The organism is Type-C symbiont of Plautia stali (assembly GCF_059730935.1).
In genome coordinates this window covers 3,280,225-3,301,006 of the sequence record NZ_AP035923.1, presented here as the reverse complement: position 1 = coordinate 3,301,006, position 20,782 = coordinate 3,280,225, and the positions used below count along the sequence as shown (strand labels likewise).

Below are 20,782 nucleotides of genomic sequence, written 5' to 3'. Positions count from 1 at the left end.
GCTGTCAGTACAGCGCGCGGGATGATCAGGCCACCTGCACCGGTAGCGCTTTAGCGATACGTTTCATCTCGTTATCGCCGTCGAAGTAGGCCACTTTGGGCTGCCAGCTGCGCGCCACTTCATCTTCCACCTGCACATAAGAACAGATGATCAGCAGATCGCCCTGACAGGCACAGCGCGCGGCCGCACCGTTGACCGAAATGATTTTCGAGCCACGCTCGGCGGCAATGGCATAGGTAGAGAAGCGCTGGCCGTTGGTGACGTTATAGATGTCGATGGCTTCGTATTGCAGAATGCCGGAGGCATCAAGAAAATCCTGATCGATGGCGCAGGAGCCTTCATAATGCAAATCCGCCTGCGTCACTTTTACGCGGTGCAGTTTGCCTTGTAATACGGTACGAATCATAGCGTGATACCTTTGTTATACCCGTGTGCGGCCGGTTTCCACCGCGCAGTGTGTAGCGGGTACATGCTGCCCATAAACGACGGCGTTAAACCGTCAGATCCACTTGCTGATTATCAATCAAACGCGCATTGCCGAGCCAGGCGGCCATCAGAATCACTGCGCGCTGGCTGTCGACCGTCAGCGGCTGCAGCGTATCGGCATCGCAGATGGCCAGGCCGTCCGGGCGCAGGCCCTGATCGCGCAGCGTCTGTTCGGCGTGCTCAATAATCTCATCCACGTGCCGCTCGCCGTTGCTGAGGCGCTGCGCCATGCTGTTCATCACCTGGCTGAGCACCGGCGCCAGCTTGCGTTCATCGGCAGTAAGATAGCCGTTACGTGAGCTGAGCGCGAGACCGTCTTTGGCGCGCACCGTCGGCACGCCAACGATGTCAATGTCAAAGCCCATGTCCGCCACCATCTTGCGGATGATCGCCAGCTGCTGAAAATCCTTCTCGCCAAAACAGGCGATATCCGGCTGTACCAGATTAAACAGCTTACTGACGATGGTCGCCACGCCGCGGAAATGACCGGGACGGCTGGCGCCCTCCAGCAGCGAGGAGAGGCCCGGGACTTCAACAAACGTCTGGCTGTCGAGACCCTGCGGATAGACATCGGCCGGCGCCGGGGCAAAGACCAGGTCGACGCTGTGGCGATTGAGTTTTTCACAATCGTCCTGCAGCGTGCGCGGATAGCGCGCCAGGTCGTCGGCGCGATCAAACTGCATCGGGTTAACGAAGATCGATACCACCACGATATCTGCGCGCTGGCGTGCTTCATCCACCAGCGTCAGATGCCCCTCATGCAGGTTGCCCATAGTGGGCACCAGCGCGATGCGTTTACCTGCCTGGCGCCAGCGTCGAATCTCGCGGCGCAGCAGCGGCAGCGTTTCAATGATCAGCACTGCAAATCTCCTGATTTACTGGAAACTGTGTTCGGCAGCAGGGTAGGTGCCTGCCTCAACGTCGGCCATATACTGGCGAATTGCCGCACGAATGTCGCCGGTTTCCGCAAGGAAATTTTTGGCAAATTTTGGAATGTGGCCGCCGGTAATACCAAACGCGTCGTGCATCACCAGAATCTGGCCGTCGGTGACGTTACCGGCACCGATGCCGATCACCGGTACCGACAACGCTTTTGTGACGCGCTCAGCCAGCGCGACCGGCACGCATTCCAGCACCAGCAGTTGCATACCGGCCGCTTCCAGCGCCAGCGCATCCGCCAGCAGGCGCTCGGCTGCCGCTTCATCGCGCCCCTGCACCTTGTAGCCACCGAAGATATTAACCGACTGCGGTGTCAATCCCAGATGACCACACACCGGCACGGCGCGTTCGGTCAGCATGCGCACGGTCTCTGCCAGCCAGGCGCCGCCTTCCAGTTTTACCAGGTTGGCACCGGCGCGCATCAGCTGCGCGGCACTGTCAAAGGTTTGCTGCGGCGTGGCGTAACTCATAAATGGCAGGTCGGCCATCACCAGCGCGTTAGGCGCACCGCGCCGCACGGCGGCGGTGTGATAAGCAATATCGTCGACCGTCACCGGCAGCGTGGAATCATGGCCCTGCACGGTCATGCCGAGCGAATCGCCAATCAGCAGCAGCGGAATGCCCTGGTCGGCAAACAGGCGCGCGAAGCTGAAATCGTAGGCGGTCAGCGTGGCGAACTTGCGGCCGCTGGCTTTCAGCTGGCGTAAGTGAGAGAGGGTGGTGGGTTTCATCGCAATCTCCAGCATTTTCTGATGCGCGCAGTGTACTGGATTGATTGCAAAGGCGATACGACGGGCGTGCGATTCTGCCGCGTCAGGCGGACCACAAGCGAATGATGCTGCGGTCCAGCGTCGCCAGAATGCCGGCCAGCGGCTGGCCGTTCGGCAGGCGCAGCGTCGGCGCGATTTCCAGCAGTGGCACCAGCATGAAGGCGCGGTTGTGCATATCGTAGTGCGGCACCGTCAGGCGCGGCGTGTGGATCACTGCATTGCCGAACAGCATGATATCGAGGTCCAGCGTGCGCGGTCCCCAGCGTTCAGCTTTGCGCACCCGGCCATGCTCCAGCTCAATGCGCTGGGTGTGATCGAGCAGCGTTTCCGCGGCCAGTGTGGTCTCCAGTGCCACCACGGCGTTGAGGTAATCCGGCTGATCCGGCGGGCCGTACGGTGGCGTGCGATAAAACGCGGAGGTGGCTACGCGGTGGGTATCGGGAATGGCATCCAGCGCGGCCAGCGCTGCATCAACCTGATGCAGCGGATCGGCGAGATTACTGCCTAAGGCGAGATAGACCCGCGTCATGACGCGCTGTGGTTGCTGTCGCGGCGCGGGCCAGCTGGACGACGGCGCGGACGGCGTGGTTTACGGCGCGGAGCCGGATCGTCACCCAGGGTGTTGAGCATGGTCTTCTGCTGTGTCGGCACCGCCGACTGGAACTCGCCCCACCACTGGCTGAGGCGCAGCAGCTCGGCGTTGTTCTCGACTTCTGCGCGCAGCGCCAGCAGGTCGTAGGCGGCACGGAATTTAGGATGCTCCATCAGCTTCCATGCGCGCTTACCGTGACGGCGCGACATGCGCAGCTGCAGCTGCCAGATATCGCGAATCAGCGTGGTGATACGTTTCGGAATCGCCAGCGCACGGCAGGCTTCATCCAGCGTTTCGTTCATGGACAGCGCAAAGGCGTCGAAATAGGTCAGGCCGCTCTCCTGCGCAATCTGCTCGGCTGACTCCAGCTGCGGATACCAGAACATCGCCGCAAACAGGAACGCCGGATTCACGCGCATATCGTTGTGCAGGCGGGTATCGGTGTTTTTCAGCACCTGGGCCAGCATGCGCTCCATCGGGCTGTCGCCCTGTTCGGTGAAGTTGCGCGCCAGCGTCGGGAACAGCGGCTGGAACAGCTGGTATTCACGCATCATCAGATAGGTGCGATAACCGTAACCGGCCTGCAGCAGCTTCAGCGACTCTTCAAACAGGCGCGCCGGCGGAATGTCATTCAGCAGCGTGGCGAGGCGGGGAATCGGCTCGGCGGTTTCCGCCGCAATGCTCATGTCCAGCTTGGCGGCGAAGCGCACCACGCGCAGCATACGCACCGGATCTTCGCGGTAGCGCGTTTCCGGATCGCCAATCATGCGGATGATGCCTTCCTGCAGATCCTGCAGGCCACCGACGTAATCGCGTACGGTGAAATCAGCCACGCTGTAATAGAGGCTGTTGATGGTTAAATCGCGGCGCTGCGCATCATCTTCAATGTTGCCAAAAATGTTGTCGCGCAGCAGCATGCCGTTCTGACCGCGCTGCGAACCGTTGCGATCGTCGACGCTCTCTTCCTGATGGTGGCCGCGGAACGTAGCGACTTCGATCACTTCCGGACCGAACATCACATGCGCCAGACGGAAGCGACGCCCGACCAGGCGACAGTTGCGGAATAGCTTACGCATCTGCTCCGGCGTGGCGTTGGTGGTCACGTCAAAGTCCTTCGGCTTTTTACCCAGCAGCAAATCGCGCACGCCGCCGCCAACCAGATAAGCCTCGTATCCGGCTTTATTCAGGCGATACAGCACTTTGAGAGCGTTTTCGCTGATATCTTTGCGTGAGATATTGTGGCTTTCCCGGGGGATAACGGTCATCAGACTTACGGTTTCCACCTCTTCAGGGGCCTCCTCATCACGCTTGAGGACTCTCCGGCAAAAATTAGCGACTCGGGTAAAAATGGGACACCTCGACAGTGAGAAAATGGGTGTGAATAAAATCAGCGGCTAATCATAGCCTGTTGCGAACCATTTAGGAATGGCGTTGTCGCCTCATCCGGTTGTTGCGCATCATGCCGCGGAATCGATGCGCTATCCCAGTGTGTAACCGCATGGTCCAGCAACGCCTCCAGCCCATGGTCCTGCCAGCCTGGCAAAACCGACTGCCCCAGAAAGCTCAGCGCCTGCACCAGCACCGGTCGCGGATCGCCGTCCGGTAAGGCTGGCGCGTGGTTCTGCTTCGACAATTTATTACCGTCCGGGTTAATTGCCAGCGGCAGATGCAGATAAGCCGGCACCGGCCAGCCAAACTGCTGATACAGCGCAATCTGGCGCACCGTTGGCTCAATCAAATCCGCACCGCGCACAATCTCCGTCACGCCCTGAAAATGGTCATCGACCACCACCGCAAGGTTATAGGCGAACAGTCCGTCACGACGGTGAATAATAAAGTCTTCCTGCGCCAGACGCGGCTCCGCCTGCAGATGGCCGCGCAGGCGATCGTCAAAACCGTACACCGGCGCATGCTGACGCAGCCGCAGCGCGGCGCCGTCCGGCGGCAAATGTAAATCGCGGCAGTGACCGTCGTAAAAGCCGCCCAGCTGCTGAATGCGGCTGCGCGGGCAGGTACAAAAGTAGCTTTGACGGTGTTCGCGCAGCCAGCTCAGCGCCGCGCGATAGGCCTCGTGGCGCTGCGACTGCCACAGCACGTCGCCGTCCCAGTGCAGCCCATAATGCGTCAGCTGACGCAGGATGCGCGTTGCGGCACCGGCGACTTCACGCGGCGGATCAATATCTTCAATGCGCACCAGCCAGCGGCCCTGCTGCGCGCGCGCGCTCAGGTAGCTGCCTAATGCGGCTATCAGCGAACCGAAATGAAGATCACCGGAAGGAGAGGGGGCGAAACGCCCGATGCAGGGAAGCGTGGCGGACATCATGCTGTGGTACACCGCACGGCGGGAAAACAGTGGTTTTCCCGGCTGTGCGGCGACAGTCTGTTAACGGCCATTAGCCTGCCATCTGCTTCTCGCGGATTTCTGCCAGCGTTTTGCAGTCAATGCAGAGATCGGCGGTCGGACGCGCTTCGAGACGGCGGATACCAATTTCGACCCCACAGGATTCGCAGTAGCCAAAGTCGTCGTCTTCCACTTTCTTGAGCGTTTTCTCAATCTTTTTAATGAGTTTGCGCTCACGATCGCGGTTACGCAGCTCCAGGCTGAACTCCTCTTCCTGGGCGGCACGGTCAACCGGATCCGGGAAGTTGGCAGCTTCGTCCTGCATATGCGACACAGTACGGTCTACTTCATCCCTGAGTTGGTTGCGCCAGGCTTCCAGAATCTTGCGGAAATGGCTCAGCTGGGCGTCATTCATATACTCTTCGCCCGGTTTCTCCTGATACGGCTCCACCCCAGCGATGGCGAGGATACTCAGGGACGATGTTTTACGGTTTTGCCCTTCTTGCATGTTGTTTCTCCTGGATAACACGCACTACCCGTTCTGTTTCAGATTGCGAAAGCCTTTGCCTGCAACCCGACGCATGCGGGGCATATCGATTCCCATCAGGGAAAAAAACAGGCCGCTATAAATAGCAGAAGCAATCAAGGTTGGCAATTATTCATGAACGCACCTTGACAAGCCTGTGAGGAACAGCGTATTTAGCGCACCGCTCAGAACATTCTTATCACAGCAAATAACGTTAAATATTACAACTGTGCGTTAATCGTTACCGTTAACGGCCGGGTAAGTAACATTTCTGCCGGTGAAATCTGAGCCTGATACGCCAACACTTCCACACCGCAGCGCTGCGCCTGTACCAGTAGTTCTGCGTATTGCGCATCGATATGGTGCGCCGGGGAAACGTCCTCAATCCCCGTGTGCAGAACAGCAAACAACAAAACGGCCCGGTGGCCTTCTGCCGCGATAGTGCTTAATTCGCGCAGATGTTTCTGTCCACGAGCCGTCACCGCATCCGGAAAATAGCCTTTACCATTTTGTAAAAGGGTGACGGACTTGACTTCAATATAGCAGTTGGCTTTGCCCTCCGCTTGCAATAGGAAGTCAATTCGGCTTTTTTCCGTGCCGTATTTCACCTCAGCCTGGCAGTGGCTATAAGCGGATAATTCCGGAATTGCATCGCGCAGCAGCGCCTCGCGCACCAGTTGGTTGGCGCGCAGGGTGTTGACGCAAATCCAGTGGCCCTGCGCGGTTTGCGTTATTTCCCAGCTATGCGGATATTTGCGCGTCGCGCTGGCCGAGGTGGAGTACCACACCGTGTCGCCTGGCGTGGCGCAGCCGGTCATCGCACCGGTATTGGCGCAGTGCAGGGTAAAGGTGTCACCTTCAGGCGTAATGACATCGGCTAAAAAACGTTTATAGCGGGTGATTAAGCGGGCTGATTGTAACGGCGGATCGAACTGCATTTATGCTCCTGCGGCAGATAACAGCGGCCAGCGCGCCAGCCGGCGATAGCGCGTGCGTCCCTGCGTGAAACTGGACGCAAACAGCGCGAAATGACTCACCTCAACGCGCCAGTGAAAACCGCGCGGCGGCAGCGCCACGGCCTGCGCCGCGTGGCGCAGCAGGGTGATGTGGGGATGGAACGGCTGCGTACTCTGCGCACAACCATGGCGCGCGGCCTGGGCGCGCAGCAGGTTGGCCAGCTGCAGTAAACCGCGCGGCGCGCGCTGGCAGCCAAGCCACACCACGCCGGGACGCGGCCAGTGACCGGCGTCATCGAGATCCAGCGTAAAGCCCGGCTGGCGGATGCGTGCCGCCAGCTGCTGCAGCTGCTCCGCCGTTTCCGTGCTGACCTCACCGAGAAACGCCAGCGTCAGGTGCAGATTCGCCGACGCCACCGGTTTACCCGCGTCTGCGGCGAAGCAATCGGCCCGCCATTGCACCAGTTGTTGCTGGAGGGCATCAGGCAATTCGAGGGCAAAAAACAGTCGTTGCGTGGCCATGCTGAACTCCGGTAATTGGCGCCGGGTGGTGTACAATGCGCGCCATCTTAGCACAGGCAGAGTGGGAGTTGAGTGTGAGTGAGTTACCGGTAAGCGAGGTACTGCCTGCATTGCTGGCCGCGCTGGCGCAGTCGCCACAGGTGCTGCTGGCGGCCCCGACCGGCGCCGGGAAATCCACCTGGCTGCCGCTACAGCTGCTGCAACAGGCGCAGCTGTCAGGGCAAATCATCATGCTGGAGCCGCGCCGGCTGGCGGCACGCAACGTGGCACAGCGGCTGGCGGAACAGCTGGGTGAACAGCCGGGCGGGACGGTAGGCTATCGGCTGCGCGGGGAAAACTGCAGCAGCGCAGCGACGCGTCTGCTGGTGGTCACCGAAGGCATTCTGACGCGCATGCTGCAGCGCGATCCGCTGCTGGAGGGCGTATCGCTGGTGATCCTCGACGAATTCCATGAGCGCAGCCTGCAGGCTGATCTGGCGCTGGCGCTGCTGCTTGATGTGCAGCAGGGATTGCGCGACGACCTGAAAATTCTGCTGATGTCGGCAACGCTGGATAATCAGCAGCTACGCACGCTGCTGCCCGACGCGCCGTTTATTGCGTCACAGGGGCGCAGCTTTCCGGTGATTCGACGTTACGCCTCGCTCAATCCGCAGCAGCGGTTTGAAGAGGCAGTGGCGCGCGAGGTGGCACAGTTGCTGCGGGATGAGCCCGGTTCGCTGCTGCTGTTTCTGCCCGGCGTGGCGGAGATTGAACGGGTGAAGCGTGAACTGGCGTCGCGCGTCAGTGATGAGGTGGATTTATCTCCTTTATATGGTGCGCTGTCGCTGGAGGCACAGCGGCGAGCCATCCTGCCGGCCGCGCCGGGCCGGCGTAAAGTGGTGCTCGCCACCAATATCGCCGAGACCAGCCTGACGATTGAAGGCATTCGCCTGGTGGTGGACAGCGCGCTGGAGCGCGCGGCGCAGTTTGACGTGCGCAGCGGCGTGACGCGTTTGCTGACCCAGCGCATCAGCCAGGCATCAATGACGCAGCGCGCTGGCCGCGCCGGTCGCCTGGCGCCGGGGATCTGTCTGCATCTGCTGCCGCAGGAGCAGGCGCTGCGTGCGGCGGCGCAGAGTGAGCCGGAGATACTCACCAGCGATCTGGCCTCGCTGCAGCTGGATTTACTGCAGTGGGGCTGTCAGGACGCGGCTCAGCTGCAATGGCTGGATAGTCCACCGGCGCGCAGCCTGCAGGCGGCACGTCAACAGCTGCAGCGGCTCGGCGCACTGGATAGCGAATGGCGGCTCAGCGCGCGCGGCCGTAAAATGGCGCAGCTCGGCAGCGATCCACGTCTCACGGCGATGCTGTGCGCCGCCGGCGACGATGTGCACGCCATCGCCAGCGCGGCGTTGCTGGTGGCGATTCTGGAGGATCCGCCGCGCAGCGGCAGTGTCGATCTGCGTGATGCGCTCAACCAGCCACAGCCGCAGTGGCTGCGGCGCGCGCGCCACTGGCAGCAGCGCCTGAATGCAGGTCAGGGGCGCGTTGACGCCGATCGCTTCCCGGCGCTGCTGGCCGCCGGATTTGCTGACCGGCTGGCGCAGCGTCGCGGTCACAGCGCGCGCTATCAGCTCGCCAATGGTATCGGCGCAATGCTGGATGAGCACGACGGCCTGAGCCGCTATGAGTGGCTGATTGCACCGAGCCTGCTGCAGGGGGCCAGCAGCGCCGATGCACGCATGCTGCTGGCGCTGCCGGTAGAGATGGATGCGTTACGCCAGCAGTGCCCGCAGCTGGTTGAGCAGCGCACCGATGTGGACTGGGATGACGACAAAGGCACGCTGCGCGCGTGGAAGCGGGAAGCGATTGGCGCGCTGATCCTGCGGGCCCAGCCGCAGGCGCGGCCCGAGCCGGAGATCCTGCATCCGGCGATGCTGCGCTGGATCCGCGAAAAAGGGCTGGTGGTGCTCGGCTGGACGCCAGAGGCAGAGCAGCTGCGTCTGCGCCTGCAGTGCGCCGCGCAGTGGCTGCCGGAAGAGGCGTGGCCGACGCTGGATGATGACACGCTGCTGGCCTCGCTGGAGCACTGGCTGCTGCCGGAGATGGGTGCAGTACGCGATTTGAAAGGGCTGCAGAGCGTTAATCTTGTCAGCGCTTTATTACATTTGCTGACATGGTCACAGCGGCAGCGGCTGGATACTGTGCTGCCAACTCATTACACTGTGCCGACCGGAAGTCGCCTGCCGATTCGCTACGACGCGGAAAAGCCCCCCGCGCTGGCGGTGCGTATGCAGGAGATGTTTGGCGAGGCGCAGAACCCGGCGGTTGCCGATGGGCGCGTTCCGCTGGTGCTGGAGCTGCTTTCGCCGGCGCACCGTCCGCTGCAGATCACCCGTGACCTCGCGGCGTTCTGGCGCGGTGCGTATCCTGAAGTGCAGAAAGAGATGAAAGGGCGCTATCCCAAACATCCGTGGCCGGACGATCCGGCCAGCGCCTTGCCGACGAGGCGCACTAAAAAATATTCCTCGTAGCCCGCAGTGGATCGAATTCAGAGGGTTCTGCCATGCGCGGCACGAGAAAGCAGTTAGAGTAGCGGCGCTGCCGTAGCTATGCCTGGAGAAAACAAAGCATGTCTGGGAACGATCGCGAACCTATTGGGCGCAAAGGAAAAGCGCCAAAGCCGCCGCGTAACGTTACGCGCCGGGGTCGCCGCAGGGAGCCTGAAGATGATATCGATCAGGACGATTTTGACGAAGATGATGAGGAGAGTGCGCCGGTGCCACCCAAAGGTAAAGGAAAACGACCCGCGCGTGGCAAACGCCGCTGGTTAGGCTGGTTGATTAAACTCTTCCTGGTGTTTGTCGTGGTGATGGCCGCCTGGGGCGTCTATCTCGATTCGGAAATCCGCAGCCGCATTGACGGTAAAGTGTGGCAGCTGCCAGCGGCCGTATACGGGCGCATGGTCAGCCTCGAACCGGGCATGGCTTACGACAAGAAAGAGATGATTGCGCTGCTGGAAGGCACGCAGTATCGCGAAGTGTCGCGCATTACCCGTCCGGGTGAGTTCAGCGTGAAAGGCAACACCATCGACCTGCTGCGCCGTCCGTTTGATTTTCCGGACAGCAAAGAGGGCCAGATTAACGCGCGCCTCACCTTCAGCAACAACGAGCTGAGCGAGATTAAAAACCTCGATACCGGACGCGACTTTGGCTTCTTCCGCCTCGATCCGCGGCTGATCACCATGTTGCAGTCGCCAAACGGCGAGCAGCGTCTGTTTGTACCGCGCGCCGGGTTCCCGGATCTGCTGGTCGATACGCTGATCGCCACCGAAGACCGCCACTTCTATGAGCATGACGGCATCAGCCCGTACTCGATTGGTCGCGCCTTCCTCGCCAATATCACCGCCGGTAAAGCGGTGCAGGGCGGCAGTACCCTGACGCAGCAGCTGGTGAAAAACCTGTTCCTCACCAACGAACGCTCGCTGTGGCGTAAAGCGCGTGAAGCCTATATGGCGGTGATCATGGATGCGCGCTACAGCAAAGATCGCATTCTTGAGCTCTACCTGAACGAGGTGTATCTCGGCCAGGCGGGCAACGACCAAATCCGCGGTTTCCCGCTGGCCAGCCTGTACTACTTTGGCCGCCCGGTGGACGAACTGAGCCTTGATCAGCAGGCGATGCTGGTCGGCATGGTTAAAGGTGCGTCGCTGTACAATCCGTGGCGTAATCCGCAGCTGGCGCTGGAGCGACGTAACCTGGTGCTGCGTCTGCTGCAACAGCAGAAAGTGATCGACCAGGAGCTGTACGACATGCTGTCGGCGCGGCCGCTTGGCGTTCAGCCGAAAGGTGGGGTGATCACGCCGCAGCCGGCATTTATGCAGATGGTGCGTAATGAGCTGCAGGCGAAGCTGGGCGATAAGGTCAAAGATCTCTCCGGCGTGAAGATCTTCACCACGCTCGATCCGATTTCGCAGGATGCGGCGGAAAAAGCGGTTGAAGACGGCATTCCCACGCTGAAGAAACAGCGCGGGCTGAAAGATCTGGAAACCGCGATGGTGGTGGTCGACCGCTTCAGTGGTGAAGTGCGCGCCATGGTCGGCGGTGCCGATCCACAGTTTGCCGGCTATAACCGCGCGCTGCAGGCGCGTCGCTCGATTGGTTCACTGGCAAAACCGGCGACCTATCTGACCGCCCTCAGCCAGCCAAACAGCTATCGCCTGAACAGCTGGATCGCCGACGAGCCGATCGCGCTGAAACAGCCAAACGGTTCGGTGTGGAAGCCGATGAACGACGATCGTCGCTTCAGCGGTAAAGTGATGCTGGTGGATGCGTTAACTAACTCGATGAACGTGCCAACCGTTAACCTCGGTATGACGCTGGGACTCGACGCGGTAGTGGATACCTGGACCAAACTGGGCGTGCCAAAAGATCAGCTGCATCCGGTACCGGCGATGCTGCTGGGGGCGCTTAACCTGACGCCGATTGAAGTGGCGCAGGCGTTCCAGTCAATTGCCAGCGGCGGTAACCGCGCTGCGCTGTCGGCGGTGCGCTCGGTGATTGCGGAAGATGGCACGGTGCTGTATCAGAGCTTCCCGCAGGCGCAGCGCGTTGAGCCGGCGCAGGCGGCGTATCTGACGCTGTATACCATGCAGCAGGTGGCCGATCACGGTACGGCGCGGGCGCTGGGCGCACGCTTCCCGGGTGCGCATCTGGCGGCGAAAACCGGTACCACCAATGACCTGATCGACAGCTGGTTTGCCGGTATTGATGGCAAAGAAGTGGCGATCACCTGGGTTGGCCGCGACAACAACCAGACCTCGAAGCTGTACGGTGCCAGCGGTGCGATGCAGATCTATCGTCGCTACCTTGACAACCAGGCGCCGATGCCACTGGTCCTGACGCCACCGGAAGATATCACCCAGATGAATATCGATTCGGCCGGTAACTTTGTCTGCGGCAGCGGCAGCAGCACCTGGCGTTCGCTGCCGGTGTGGGCGCTGGATCCGAACGCGCTGTGCCAGCAGCAACAGCAGCAGATTCAGCAGCAGCAACAGCAAGAGCAGCAACAACAGCAACAGCAACAGCAACAGCAACAGCCGCAGGGCGAGCAGAAAGACTCTGACGGCGTCGCGGGCTGGATTAAAGATATGTTTGGCAGTAAATAAGCCATCCGGCACTGCACCGGCTTTATACCTTCAGAGCCTGTGCGGTGCCGGCGCTTTACCACCACGTTGCGGCGCCAGATACATGGCGGCGCTCCAGCCTGAGTCTTGCATAAAAGCTGAATTTAACTCCCTCTGGCGCTGCGGCGCCTTTTTCTTTGCCCGCCATTTTTTTAGCCGCGATCATGGATATGTGCGATCCGCTGGCAAACTCACCGCCAGCAGGCATTACATCTTGCGGTGCTTGCCAGGTTTCGCCTAAAATCCGTGCGTCTAATAATCATTCTCGTTTCCATTCGCCTGCATTGTTCTATTTTCATGAGATCCCACTATGAATGCGCGAAACACTTTTCCTTGTTCTCTGCGCGCGGTGACCACCCGTCGACCGCTCGCGTTATTGATTTCCCTGACTCTGGGCACACTCAGCATGCAGGCGCTGGCCGAAGATACCGTGGTGGTGACGGCTGATGGCGGCAGCGGCGTCGCGCAGGAGAGCGCATGGGGACCGTCGCCGACCATCGCCGCCAAACACAGCGCGACCGGCACCAAAACCGATACGCCAATCGAGAAGAATCCGCAGTCGGTGTCGGTGGTGACGCAGGAAGAGATGTCAATGCATGCGGTGACCAGCGTCAAAGGTGCGTTCAATTACACGCCAGGCGTGCTGACCGGTAACCGCGGCAGCTCGGACGTTATCGACGCGCTGTCGATTCGCGGCTTCAGCGAAACCAACACCAATCAGTATCTCGATGGCCTGAAGCTGCAGGGTGACAACTACTCCGAATTCGCTATCGATCCTTACTTCCTTGAGCGCGCGGAGCTGCTGCGCGGCCCGGTGTCGGTGCTGTACGGTAAGAGCAACCCGGGCGGTGTGGTGTCACTGGTGAGCAAGCGGCCGACCCAGGAGACGCTGCGTGAAGTCCAGTTCCAGATGGGCACCGACAACCTGTTCTCCACCGGCTTCGATTTTGGCGGCTCACTGGATGATGACGGTGTTTACAGCTATCGCCTGACCGGCCTGGCGCGCAGCGCCGATGCGCAACAGGAGATGAACAAAGAGAAGCGCTATACCCTTGCGCCTTCGTTCAGCTGGCGTCCCGATGCCAATACCCGCTTTGACCTGCTGACCTACTTCCAGAACGAACCGGAAACCGGCTATTACGGCTGGCTGCCGCGTGAAGGCACCGTGGTGGGCATCACCCGGCCGGACGGCAGCAGCTATAAGCTGCCCACCAATTTTGATGAAGGCGAAGACAGCAATAAGATCTCGCGCAACACCAAAATGGTTGGCTACAACTTTGAGCACAGCTTTAACGATACCTGGACGGTGCGCCAGAATCTGCGCTATGCCGAAATGCAGACCGATTATCGCAGTATTTATGGCTTCGGTTATAACCCTGAGAATCAACTGATTACCCGCAATGCCGCATTCTCAAAAGAAAAACTCAACCAGTTTGCCGTGGATACGCAAGCGCAGGCTAAATTCGCAACCGGTGATTTAGCCCATACGTTACTGCTGGGCGTCGATTTTCAGCGCACCCGTAACGATATTGATGGTCAGTTCGGCACCGCCACCGGCCTGAGTCCATTCAATCCGCAATATGGCAACGACAGTTACACCCCTTATGACGATCCTTATCAGCGTTTGAACCAGCAACGCCAGACCGGTCTGTACGCGCAGGATCAAATGGAGTGGAACCGCTGGGTGCTGACGCTCGGTGGCCGCTACGACTACGCGATGAACTCCGTTACCGACCGCGTAGCGCAGAGCGTTGATCGCCAGAACGATCAGGCCTTTACCTGGCGTGGTGGCGTTAACTATGTGTTCGATAATGGCATTGCACCTTATTTCAGTTACAGCGAAGCGTTTATTCCTAATGCTGGCGCAACATGGGGCGGCGAAGCGTTTGATCCGTCACGCGCTAAACAATATGAAGCGGGCGTAAAATACGTTCCCAAAGATCGTCCGATTGTCATGACGGCGGCGGTCTATCAGCTGACCAAAACGAAGAACCTGACGGCCGATCCCGATGCAAGCCATCAATTTGCCAGCGTGCAAAGCGGTGAAATCCGCTCACGCGGCGTCGAGCTGGAAGCCAAAGCGGCGCTTAACGCCAACATCAACCTGACGGCGGCTTACTCATATACCGATGCGGAATACACCGAAGACACCTTGCTGAAAGGCCGTACGCCGGTGCAGGTGCCGAAGCATATGGCTTCGCTGTGGGGCGATTACACCTTCCATGAAACCGCCCTGTCGGGCTTCACCGTGGGTGCCGGGGTGCGCTACGTGGGTGAAAGCAAAGGCCTGTACGCTGACAATGAGCAAAATGGCGTGAAATCCAACCAGAACTTTGACGTCGCCGCGTACACCACTGTAGATGCCGCACTGAAATACGATCTGGGCCGCTTCGGCTTGCCGGGCTCAACCGTCGGCGTCAACATCAACAACCTGTTCGATCGCGAATACGTTGCCAGCTGCTACCGCGACTACGCCTGCTACTGGGGCGCAGAGCGCCAGATCGTCGGTACCGCCACCTTCCGCTTCTGATACTGAACACAGGGCGCTGCGGCGCCCGTTAACCAGGGATTATCATGCAGCATCCGCACCACGCAGAAACCACCTTTTCACTGGAAAACGTCAGCTTCCGTGTACCCGGCCGCACGCTGCTGCATCCGCTGTCGCTGACTTTCGCCCCGGGCAAAGTCACCGCGCTGATCGGGCATAACGGTTCCGGTAAATCCACGCTGCTGAAGATGCTCGGCCGTCACCATGCCGCCAGCGAAGGGCGCGTGATGCTCAACGGTGAAGCGGTTGATACCTGGAGCAGTAAAGCTTTTGCACGTCAGGTAGCCTATCTGCCGCAGCAGCTGCCCGCGGCGGAGGGCATGACGGTGCGCGAGCTGGTGGCGATTGGGCGCTATCCGTGGCACGGTGCGCTGGGGCGCTACGGCCAGGAAGATCGCGATCGGGTAGACGAGGCGATTGCGCTGGTTGGACTGAAACCCTTCGCCGGGCGGCTGGTGGACAGCCTGTCCGGCGGCGAGCGGCAGCGTGCGTGGCTGGCGATGCTGGTGGCGCAGAACAGCCGCTGTCTGCTGCTGGACGAACCCACGTCTGCGCTGGATATCGCCCATCAGGTTGATGTGCTGGCGCTGATTCAGCGCCTCAGCCACGAACGCGGCCTGACGGTGATAGCGGTACTGCACGATCTCAACATGGCGGCTCGCTACTGTGACCAGCTGGTGGCGCTGCGCGCGGGCGAAGTGATCGCGCAAGGCGGACCGGAAGCGATTATGCAGGCCGGGGTGCTGGGTGATATTTATGGCATTCCGATGGGCATTCTGCCGCATCCGCAGGGCGGCGCGCCCGTCAGCTTTGTCTACTGAGGCCTCGTGATGTTCGACCTTTCCCGTCGCCGTCTGCTGACCGCGCTGGCGCTCTCACCGCTGATGAACCTTGCACCGCTGCGCGCCGCGCCGCCGGACAGCCAGCGCATCCTGGCGCTGGAGTGGCTGCCGGTAGAGCTGCTGATGGCGCTCGGCGTCGCCCCGCTCGGCGTGGCCGATCTGCATAACTACGCCATCTGGGTGGGTGACCCGGTCTTGCCGGCCGGCACCCTCGATCTCGGCTTACGCACCGAACCCAATCTGGAACTGATGACCCAGCTGGCACCGTCACTGATCCTGCACTCCAACGGTTACGGCCCGGCGGTCGACAAGCTGGAGCGCATTGCGCCGACGATGGGCTTTGACCTCAACAGCGGCGATGGCAAACCGTTCACCACCGCGCGCACATCGCTGCATGCGCTGGGTGCCCGGCTTGGCCTTGAAGCGCAGGCACAGGCCCATTTGCACTGGGTGGATGGTGAAGTGGCTGCCGCGCGTGAGCGGTTACGTCCGTGGGCGCAACGTCCGCTGCTGCTGATGTCGCTGATGGATCCGCGTCACGCCATTACCTTCGGTAAAGGCAGCCTGTTCCTCGAAGTGATGGAGCAGCTTGGCCTGCGCAATGCCTGGCAGGGCGAAACCAACTTCTGGGGCAGTGCGGTGGTCGGGCTGGAGCGGCTGGCGGAGGTCGGTGACGTTGAGGTGATCTGCTTCGATCACGATAACGAACGCGATATGCAGCAGGTGACGCAAAGCGCACTGTGGCAGGCGCTGCCGTTTGTCCGTTCCGGCCGTTTCCGGCGCGTGCCGGCGGTGTGGTACTACGGCGCCACTTACTCAGCCATCAAATTTATTCGCGTGCTGGAACGCGCGCTGGAGTCGCACTGATGCGCAACCGTCTGTTTCCCGTCGCGCTGCTCAGCGTGCTCAGTTTACTGGCGCTGGCGCTCACGTTTATCAACCTGCGCCAGGCGCTGCCATTGGCGCAGTGGCAGCAGGCGATGTTCGCGCCGGATATCGATAACATCCGTCAGGTGGTGTTCCACTACAGCCTGCTGTCGCGGCTGGCGCTGGCGCTGCTGGTTGGGGCCGGACTTGGCCTTGCGGGCCTGCTGTTTCAGCAGGTGCTGCGCAATCCGCTGGCGGAGCCGACCACGCTGGGCGTCTCTTCCGGCGCGCAGCTTGGCCTGACCGTCGCCACTCTGTGGCAGCTGCCGGGCGGGGAGCTGACGCAGCAGTTTGCCGCGATGGGCGGGGCGGTGCTGGTCGGCGTGCTGGTGTTTGGCATTGCCTGGGGCAAGCGTCTGTCGCCGGTGACGCTGATCCTCGCCGGTCTGGTACTGAGCCTGTATGCCGGCGCGGTTAATCAAATCTTTGCCATCTTCAATCACGATCAGCTGCAAAACATGTTTCTGTGGAGCACCGGCGCGCTGAACCAGCTCGACGGCCACAACGTGGCGCTGCTGTGGCCGCGCCTGCTGCTGGCGTTCGCACTGGCGCTGGCGCTGTTGCGTCCGCTGACGTTGATGGGGCTGGATGATGGCGTGGCAAAAAACCTCGGTCTGGCGCTGTCGGCGGCGCGCATTGCCGCGCTGGCGCTGGCGATCCTGCTCAGTGCCCAGCTGGTTAACGTCGCCGGTATCATCGGCTTTATCGGGCTGTTCGCGCCGCTGCTGGCGAAGATGCTGGGGGCGCGTCGTCTGCTTAGCCGCTTGCTGCTGGCGCCGCTGATTGGCGCACTGCTGCTGTGGCTGGCCGATCAGTGCGTGCTGTGGCTGACCGCGCACTGGCGTGAAGTGTCAACCGGGACGGCTACTGCGCTGATTGGCGTGCCGATTCTGCTGTGGCTGCTGCCGCGTCTGCGCACAGGCTCGCTGCCGCCGGCGATGAATGCCGGCGACACAGTGCCGCAGGAGCGGCAGGCCGTGCTGCGCTGGTGCCTGGCGGGCGTGATGATTCTGGCGCTGTGCAGTCTGGCGGGCATCGCGTTTGGGCGCGACGCACACGGCTGGACGTGGGTCAGCGGCGATATGCTGCAACAGCTGCTGCCGTGGCGCGTGCCGCGCGTGCTGGCGGCGCTGGTGGTCGGCACGATGCTGGGCGTCGCCGGGGTGCTGATTCAGCGCCTGACCGGTAATCCGATGGCCAGTCCGGAAGTGCTGGGCATCAGCTCCGGAGCGGCCTGCGGGGTGGTGGTTATGCTGTTCTTTGTGCCCGGCAACGCGGTCGCCTGGCTGCTGCCGGCCGGCGTGCTGGGTGCCGCGCTGACGCTGCTGGTGATTATGCTGGTGGCCAGCCGCGGCGGTTTTGCACCGGAACGCATGCTGCTGGCCGGAATGGCGCTGAACAGTGCGTTTGTCACGTTACTGATGGTGTTGCTGGCGAGCGGCGATCCGCGCATGGCCGGGCTGCTGAGCTGGATTTCCGGTTCGACGTATAACATCTCAATGACGCAGGCGCTGCAGAGTGCTGTTGTGGGCATGATACTGGTGGCGCTGGCACCGCTGGCCAGCCGCTGGCTGACGCTGCTGCCGCTCGGCAGTGCCACGGCGCGCTCAGCCGGCATGGCGCTGAACCGATCGCGCTTCGGCCTGCTGTTGCTGGCGGCCGCGCTGACTGCCACCGCGACGCTCACTATCGGTCCGCTGAGTTTTATTGGCCTGATGGCGCCGCATATTGTGCGTATGCTCGGCTTCCGTCGCGCGCTGCCGCAATTGCTGATGGCTGGCCTGCTCGGCGGGTGCCTGCTGGTGTTCGCCGACTGGTGCGGCCGCATGCTGGCCTTCCCGGATCAAATCCCGGCAGGCCTGATGGCGACCTTCTTCGGCGCGCCGTATTTTATCTGGCTGCTAAGGCGCGCTTAGTGAAGCGGGGCGCTATCAATGGCACCCCGGCAGGTTTACAGCTGCGCGAAGCAGCGGCGGGCGGCATCGACGGTGTGCTGAATATCTTCCTGGCTGTGCGCCAGTGACATAAAGCCGGCCTCATAGGCCGATGGCGCGAGGTAAACACCTTCCTGCAGCATCAGATGGAAGAAACGCTTAAAGCGCTCCACATCGCACTTCGTCACGTCGGCGTAGCAGGTCACGCTGTCGGCGTCGGTGAAGAAAATACCGAACATGCCACCGACGTGGTTCACTACCAGCGGGATATTTTCCGCCTCCGCCGCCGCCAGCAGGCCAGCACACAGCTGGTCGGTGAGTCCGGTTAAGGTCGCATGGGTGCCAGGCTGCGCAATCTGCGACAGGCAGGCAAAACCGGCAGCCATGGCAATCGGGTTGCCGGACAGCGTGCCCGCCTGATACACCGGGCCGGTGGGAGCCAGCGCGGCCATCACTTCGCGGCGGCCGCCAAAGGCACCAACCGGCATACCGCCGCCGATGATCTTGCCGAGGCAGGTCAGGTCTGGTGTAACGTCGTAATACGCCTGGGCACCGCCCAGCGCCACGCGGAAGCCGGTCATCACTTCATCGATAATCAGCAGCGCGCCAAACTCATCGCACAGCGCACGCAGGCCCGGCAGGAATTCTGGCTGCGGCGGGATGCAGTTCATGTTGCCTGCCACTGGTTCAACGATAATACAGGCGATCTCTTGCGGATACTGCTCAAACGCCGCGCGCACCGAGTCGAGATCGTTATAGGTGCAGGTCAGGGTGTGACGGGCAAAATCCGCCGGCACGCCCGGCGAGTTGGGCTGGCCGAGGGTCAGCGCACCGGAACCGGCTTTCACCAGCAGGCAGTCAGCGTGGCCGTGGTAGCAGCCCTCAAATTTGATGATCTTGTCACGCTGGGTGAAACCGCGCGCCAGGCGGATGGCGCTCATGGTGGCTTCGGTGCCGGAGTTAACCATACGCACCATGTCCATGCTCGGCACCAGCTCGCACACCAGCTCGGCCATCTTCACTTCCATCTCGGTCGGCGCGCCAAAACTCAGGCCGCGAGCGGCGGCTTCGATCACCGCATTGCGAATGGTGGCGTTATTGTGGCCCAGCACCATCGGTCCCCAGGAGCCGACGTAATCGATATAGGCTTTGCCATCGGCATCATACAGATAGGCACCGTCGGCGCGTTCGATGAACAGCGGCACGCCGCCCACGCCGGTAAAGGCACGCACCGGGGAGTTCACGCCGCCCGGGATCAGGCGTTGTGCTTCGGCATACAGGTTTTCTGACTTACTCATGGTTCGGCTCCTGCTGTTCTGGAAAAAATCTGGCGCCATTCTACGGAAGAGCGGCCGGTGAAGAAAGGCGCGCGGCCGCTTGCGCCTGCGACATTGCTATACTTTATGCCATAACTGGCGGCACACAGTGTCAAGGGCGCTACTTGATTGCACTGGACGGCTGGCAGATAATAGCGAAATTGAGGTCGTTTTCTGACCTGGACGTTTACCCGGAGTAAAAGATGAGTGACGACGTAGCCGCGCTGCCTCTGCAGTTCACCGATGCAGCAGCGAAAAAAGTAAAAAACCTGATTGCGGATGAAGAGAATCCGGCGCTGAAACTGCGCGTATATATCACCGGCGGGGGCTGCAGTGGCTTCCAGTATGGTTTTACTTTTGACGATCAAATGAATGACGGCGACATGACCATCGAGAAGCAGGGTGTGGCGCTGGTGGTTGACCCGATGAGCCTGCAGTATCTGGTGGGTGGATCGGTTGACTACACCGAAGGTCTGGAAGGTTCCCGCTTTATCGTGACCAATCCCAACGCCAAAACCACCTGCGGCTGCGGCTCCTCTTTCAGCATCTGATGCTGGGCTGGCTGCCGTTCTGGCAGCCATGATTTACCACTCAATTGTCACTAAGCGAGCCGTTTCACGGCGCATCGCATCGCGGTTCAATACGCTTTGTGTCACGCGCGGCTGCGCGCTGAAATGCCGGCCGCAGTCAACAGACGGCAGCGTCTGCTCACTCGGGCGTGAGATATCGCAGCGGGAGAAAATCGTTAGCGAGACGGCGATAGAGCCCGTGGTGGTTGCCGCACCGATCGGTGCAGCCACGATCAGCCCTATGGCCAGCAGCAGCGCTCTGGTCATGGTGAAATCCTGGTGATGTCAAAATGCGCTACGCGCTAAAAGGGCACAGAGCATACGTGGCCGCTGTGCCTTGTTATTTGATT

Annotated in this window: 18 protein-coding genes; 7 read left to right on the top strand and 11 right to left on the bottom strand. The window is 61.0% G+C overall.

Annotated features, from left to right (window positions below):
- Positions 1-25: 25 nt before the first annotated feature.
- The 9 genes from panD to thpR all read right to left on the bottom strand — a co-directional run bounded on the left by panD (position 26) and on the right by thpR (position 7,132).
- Positions 26-406: an aspartate 1-decarboxylase gene (panD, locus tag AC6I7J_RS15690; RefSeq protein ID WP_021507518.1), complete on the bottom strand. Its 381-nt coding sequence runs from the start codon at positions 404-406 to the stop codon at positions 26-28.
- A gap of 85 nt (positions 407-491) precedes the next feature.
- Positions 492-1,346, bottom strand: coding sequence for a pantoate--beta-alanine ligase (panC, locus tag AC6I7J_RS15685; RefSeq protein ID WP_021507517.1), 855 nt, complete (start codon positions 1,344-1,346; stop codon positions 492-494).
- A gap of 15 nt (positions 1,347-1,361) precedes the next feature.
- Entirely contained in the window at positions 1,362-2,156 is a 795-nt protein-coding gene (panB, locus tag AC6I7J_RS15680) for a 3-methyl-2-oxobutanoate hydroxymethyltransferase (RefSeq protein ID WP_088516660.1), read from the bottom strand.
- 82 nt (positions 2,157-2,238) lie between these two features.
- Positions 2,239-2,724: a 2-amino-4-hydroxy-6-hydroxymethyldihydropteridine diphosphokinase gene (folK, locus tag AC6I7J_RS15675; protein WP_498006127.1), complete on the bottom strand. Its 486-nt coding sequence runs from the start codon at positions 2,722-2,724 to the stop codon at positions 2,239-2,241.
- The gene (gene pcnB / locus AC6I7J_RS15670; RefSeq protein ID WP_206099480.1) at positions 2,721-4,136 is read right to left on the bottom strand and encodes a polynucleotide adenylyltransferase PcnB; all 1,416 of its coding nucleotides are present in this window, start codon (positions 4,134-4,136) and stop codon (positions 2,721-2,723) included. The genes folK and pcnB overlap by 4 nt, the downstream gene beginning before the upstream one ends.
- A gap of 38 nt (positions 4,137-4,174) precedes the next feature.
- A complete protein-coding gene (gene gluQRS, locus AC6I7J_RS15665; protein WP_371824662.1) occupies positions 4,175-5,110 on the bottom strand; it encodes a tRNA glutamyl-Q(34) synthetase GluQRS in 936 nt (311 codons plus the stop codon).
- Between the two features lie 70 nt (positions 5,111-5,180).
- Positions 5,181-5,636 (bottom strand): RNA polymerase-binding protein DksA, encoded by a 456-nt coding sequence (gene dksA, locus AC6I7J_RS15660; RefSeq protein WP_021507512.1) that lies wholly within the window; start codon positions 5,634-5,636, stop codon positions 5,181-5,183.
- A gap of 239 nt (positions 5,637-5,875) precedes the next feature.
- Positions 5,876-6,592, bottom strand: a complete 717-nt coding sequence (sfsA, locus tag AC6I7J_RS15655; RefSeq protein ID WP_021507511.1) for a DNA/RNA nuclease SfsA — start codon at positions 6,590-6,592, stop codon at positions 5,876-5,878.
- Positions 6,593-7,132, bottom strand: coding sequence for an RNA 2',3'-cyclic phosphodiesterase (gene thpR, locus AC6I7J_RS15650; RefSeq protein WP_215480895.1), 540 nt, complete (start codon positions 7,130-7,132; stop codon positions 6,593-6,595).
- A gap of 35 nt (positions 7,133-7,167) precedes the next feature.
- On the opposite strand from thpR, the gene hrpB reads away from it, so the two are divergent.
- From hrpB to fhuB, 6 genes are all read left to right on the top strand, one after another.
- A complete protein-coding gene (gene hrpB / locus AC6I7J_RS15645; RefSeq protein WP_498006125.1) occupies positions 7,168-9,645 on the top strand; it encodes an ATP-dependent helicase HrpB in 2,478 nt (825 codons plus the stop codon).
- 98 nt (positions 9,646-9,743) lie between these two features.
- Positions 9,744-12,278, top strand: coding sequence for a bifunctional glycosyl transferase/transpeptidase (gene mrcB / locus AC6I7J_RS15640; RefSeq protein ID WP_150059262.1), 2,535 nt, complete (start codon positions 9,744-9,746; stop codon positions 12,276-12,278).
- Positions 12,279-12,606: 328 nt separating this feature from the next.
- Positions 12,607-14,826 (top strand): ferrichrome porin FhuA, encoded by a 2,220-nt coding sequence (gene fhuA, locus AC6I7J_RS15635; RefSeq protein WP_141496270.1) that lies wholly within the window; start codon positions 12,607-12,609, stop codon positions 14,824-14,826.
- A 44-nt stretch (positions 14,827-14,870) separates the two neighbouring features.
- A complete protein-coding gene (fhuC, locus tag AC6I7J_RS15630; RefSeq protein ID WP_021507505.1) occupies positions 14,871-15,665 on the top strand; it encodes a Fe3+-hydroxamate ABC transporter ATP-binding protein FhuC in 795 nt (264 codons plus the stop codon).
- A gap of 9 nt (positions 15,666-15,674) precedes the next feature.
- Entirely contained in the window at positions 15,675-16,553 is an 879-nt protein-coding gene (gene fhuD, locus AC6I7J_RS15625) for a Fe(3+)-hydroxamate ABC transporter substrate-binding protein FhuD (protein ID WP_021507504.1), read from the top strand.
- A complete protein-coding gene (fhuB, locus tag AC6I7J_RS15620) occupies positions 16,553-18,529 on the top strand; it encodes a Fe(3+)-hydroxamate ABC transporter permease FhuB (protein ID WP_309785117.1) in 1,977 nt (658 codons plus the stop codon). The genes fhuD and fhuB overlap by 1 nt, the downstream gene beginning before the upstream one ends.
- A 35-nt stretch (positions 18,530-18,564) precedes the next feature.
- Here fhuB and hemL read toward each other — a convergent pair whose 3' ends face one another.
- On the bottom strand, positions 18,565-19,845 hold the full coding sequence (hemL, locus tag AC6I7J_RS15615; RefSeq protein WP_498006121.1) for a glutamate-1-semialdehyde 2,1-aminomutase: 1,281 nt from the start codon (positions 19,843-19,845) through the stop codon (positions 18,565-18,567).
- 221 nt (positions 19,846-20,066) lie between these two features.
- Between hemL and erpA the strand changes: the two genes are divergently transcribed.
- Positions 20,067-20,414: an iron-sulfur cluster insertion protein ErpA gene (gene erpA / locus AC6I7J_RS15610; protein WP_021507501.1), complete on the top strand. Its 348-nt coding sequence runs from the start codon at positions 20,067-20,069 to the stop codon at positions 20,412-20,414.
- 33 nt (positions 20,415-20,447) lie between these two features.
- On the opposite strand, the gene AC6I7J_RS15605 is transcribed toward erpA, so the two are convergent.
- Complete coding sequence (locus AC6I7J_RS15605; protein ID WP_058780468.1) at positions 20,448-20,699, bottom strand: hypothetical protein; 252 nt, start codon at positions 20,697-20,699, stop codon at positions 20,448-20,450.
- Between the last annotated feature and the right edge of the window lie 83 nt (positions 20,700-20,782).

Excerpts from the sequence above, each read along its gene's own strand:
- erpA (WP_021507501.1), top strand. The coding sequence starts at position 20,067 with ATGAGTGACGACGTAGCCGCGCTGCCTCTGCAGTTCACCGATGCAGCA.
- thpR (WP_215480895.1), bottom strand. The coding sequence starts at position 7,132 with ATGGCCACGCAACGACTGTTTTTTGCCCTCGAATTGCCTGATGCCCTC.
- fhuB (WP_309785117.1), top strand. The coding sequence starts at position 16,553 with ATGCGCAACCGTCTGTTTCCCGTCGCGCTGCTCAGCGTGCTCAGTTTA.
- mrcB (WP_150059262.1), top strand. The coding sequence starts at position 9,744 with ATGTCTGGGAACGATCGCGAACCTATTGGGCGCAAAGGAAAAGCGCCA.
- fhuC (WP_021507505.1), top strand. The coding sequence starts at position 14,871 with ATGCAGCATCCGCACCACGCAGAAACCACCTTTTCACTGGAAAACGTC.
- fhuA (WP_141496270.1), top strand. The coding sequence starts at position 12,607 with ATGAATGCGCGAAACACTTTTCCTTGTTCTCTGCGCGCGGTGACCACC.
- dksA (WP_021507512.1), bottom strand. The coding sequence starts at position 5,636 with ATGCAAGAAGGGCAAAACCGTAAAACATCGTCCCTGAGTATCCTCGCC.
- AC6I7J_RS15605 (WP_058780468.1), bottom strand. The coding sequence starts at position 20,699 with ATGACCAGAGCGCTGCTGCTGGCCATAGGGCTGATCGTGGCTGCACCG.
- hemL (WP_498006121.1), bottom strand. The coding sequence starts at position 19,845 with ATGAGTAAGTCAGAAAACCTGTATGCCGAAGCACAACGCCTGATCCCG.
- fhuD (WP_021507504.1), top strand. The coding sequence starts at position 15,675 with ATGTTCGACCTTTCCCGTCGCCGTCTGCTGACCGCGCTGGCGCTCTCA.
- gluQRS (WP_371824662.1), bottom strand. The coding sequence starts at position 5,110 with ATGATGTCCGCCACGCTTCCCTGCATCGGGCGTTTCGCCCCCTCTCCT.
- panD (WP_021507518.1), bottom strand. The coding sequence starts at position 406 with ATGATTCGTACCGTATTACAAGGCAAACTGCACCGCGTAAAAGTGACG.
- sfsA (WP_021507511.1), bottom strand. The coding sequence starts at position 6,592 with ATGCAGTTCGATCCGCCGTTACAATCAGCCCGCTTAATCACCCGCTAT.
- panB (WP_088516660.1), bottom strand. The coding sequence starts at position 2,156 with ATGAAACCCACCACCCTCTCTCACTTACGCCAGCTGAAAGCCAGCGGC.
- folK (WP_498006127.1), bottom strand. The coding sequence starts at position 2,724 with ATGACGCGGGTCTATCTCGCCTTAGGCAGTAATCTCGCCGATCCGCTG.
- hrpB (WP_498006125.1), top strand. The coding sequence starts at position 7,168 with ATGCGCGCCATCTTAGCACAGGCAGAGTGGGAGTTGAGTGTGAGTGAG.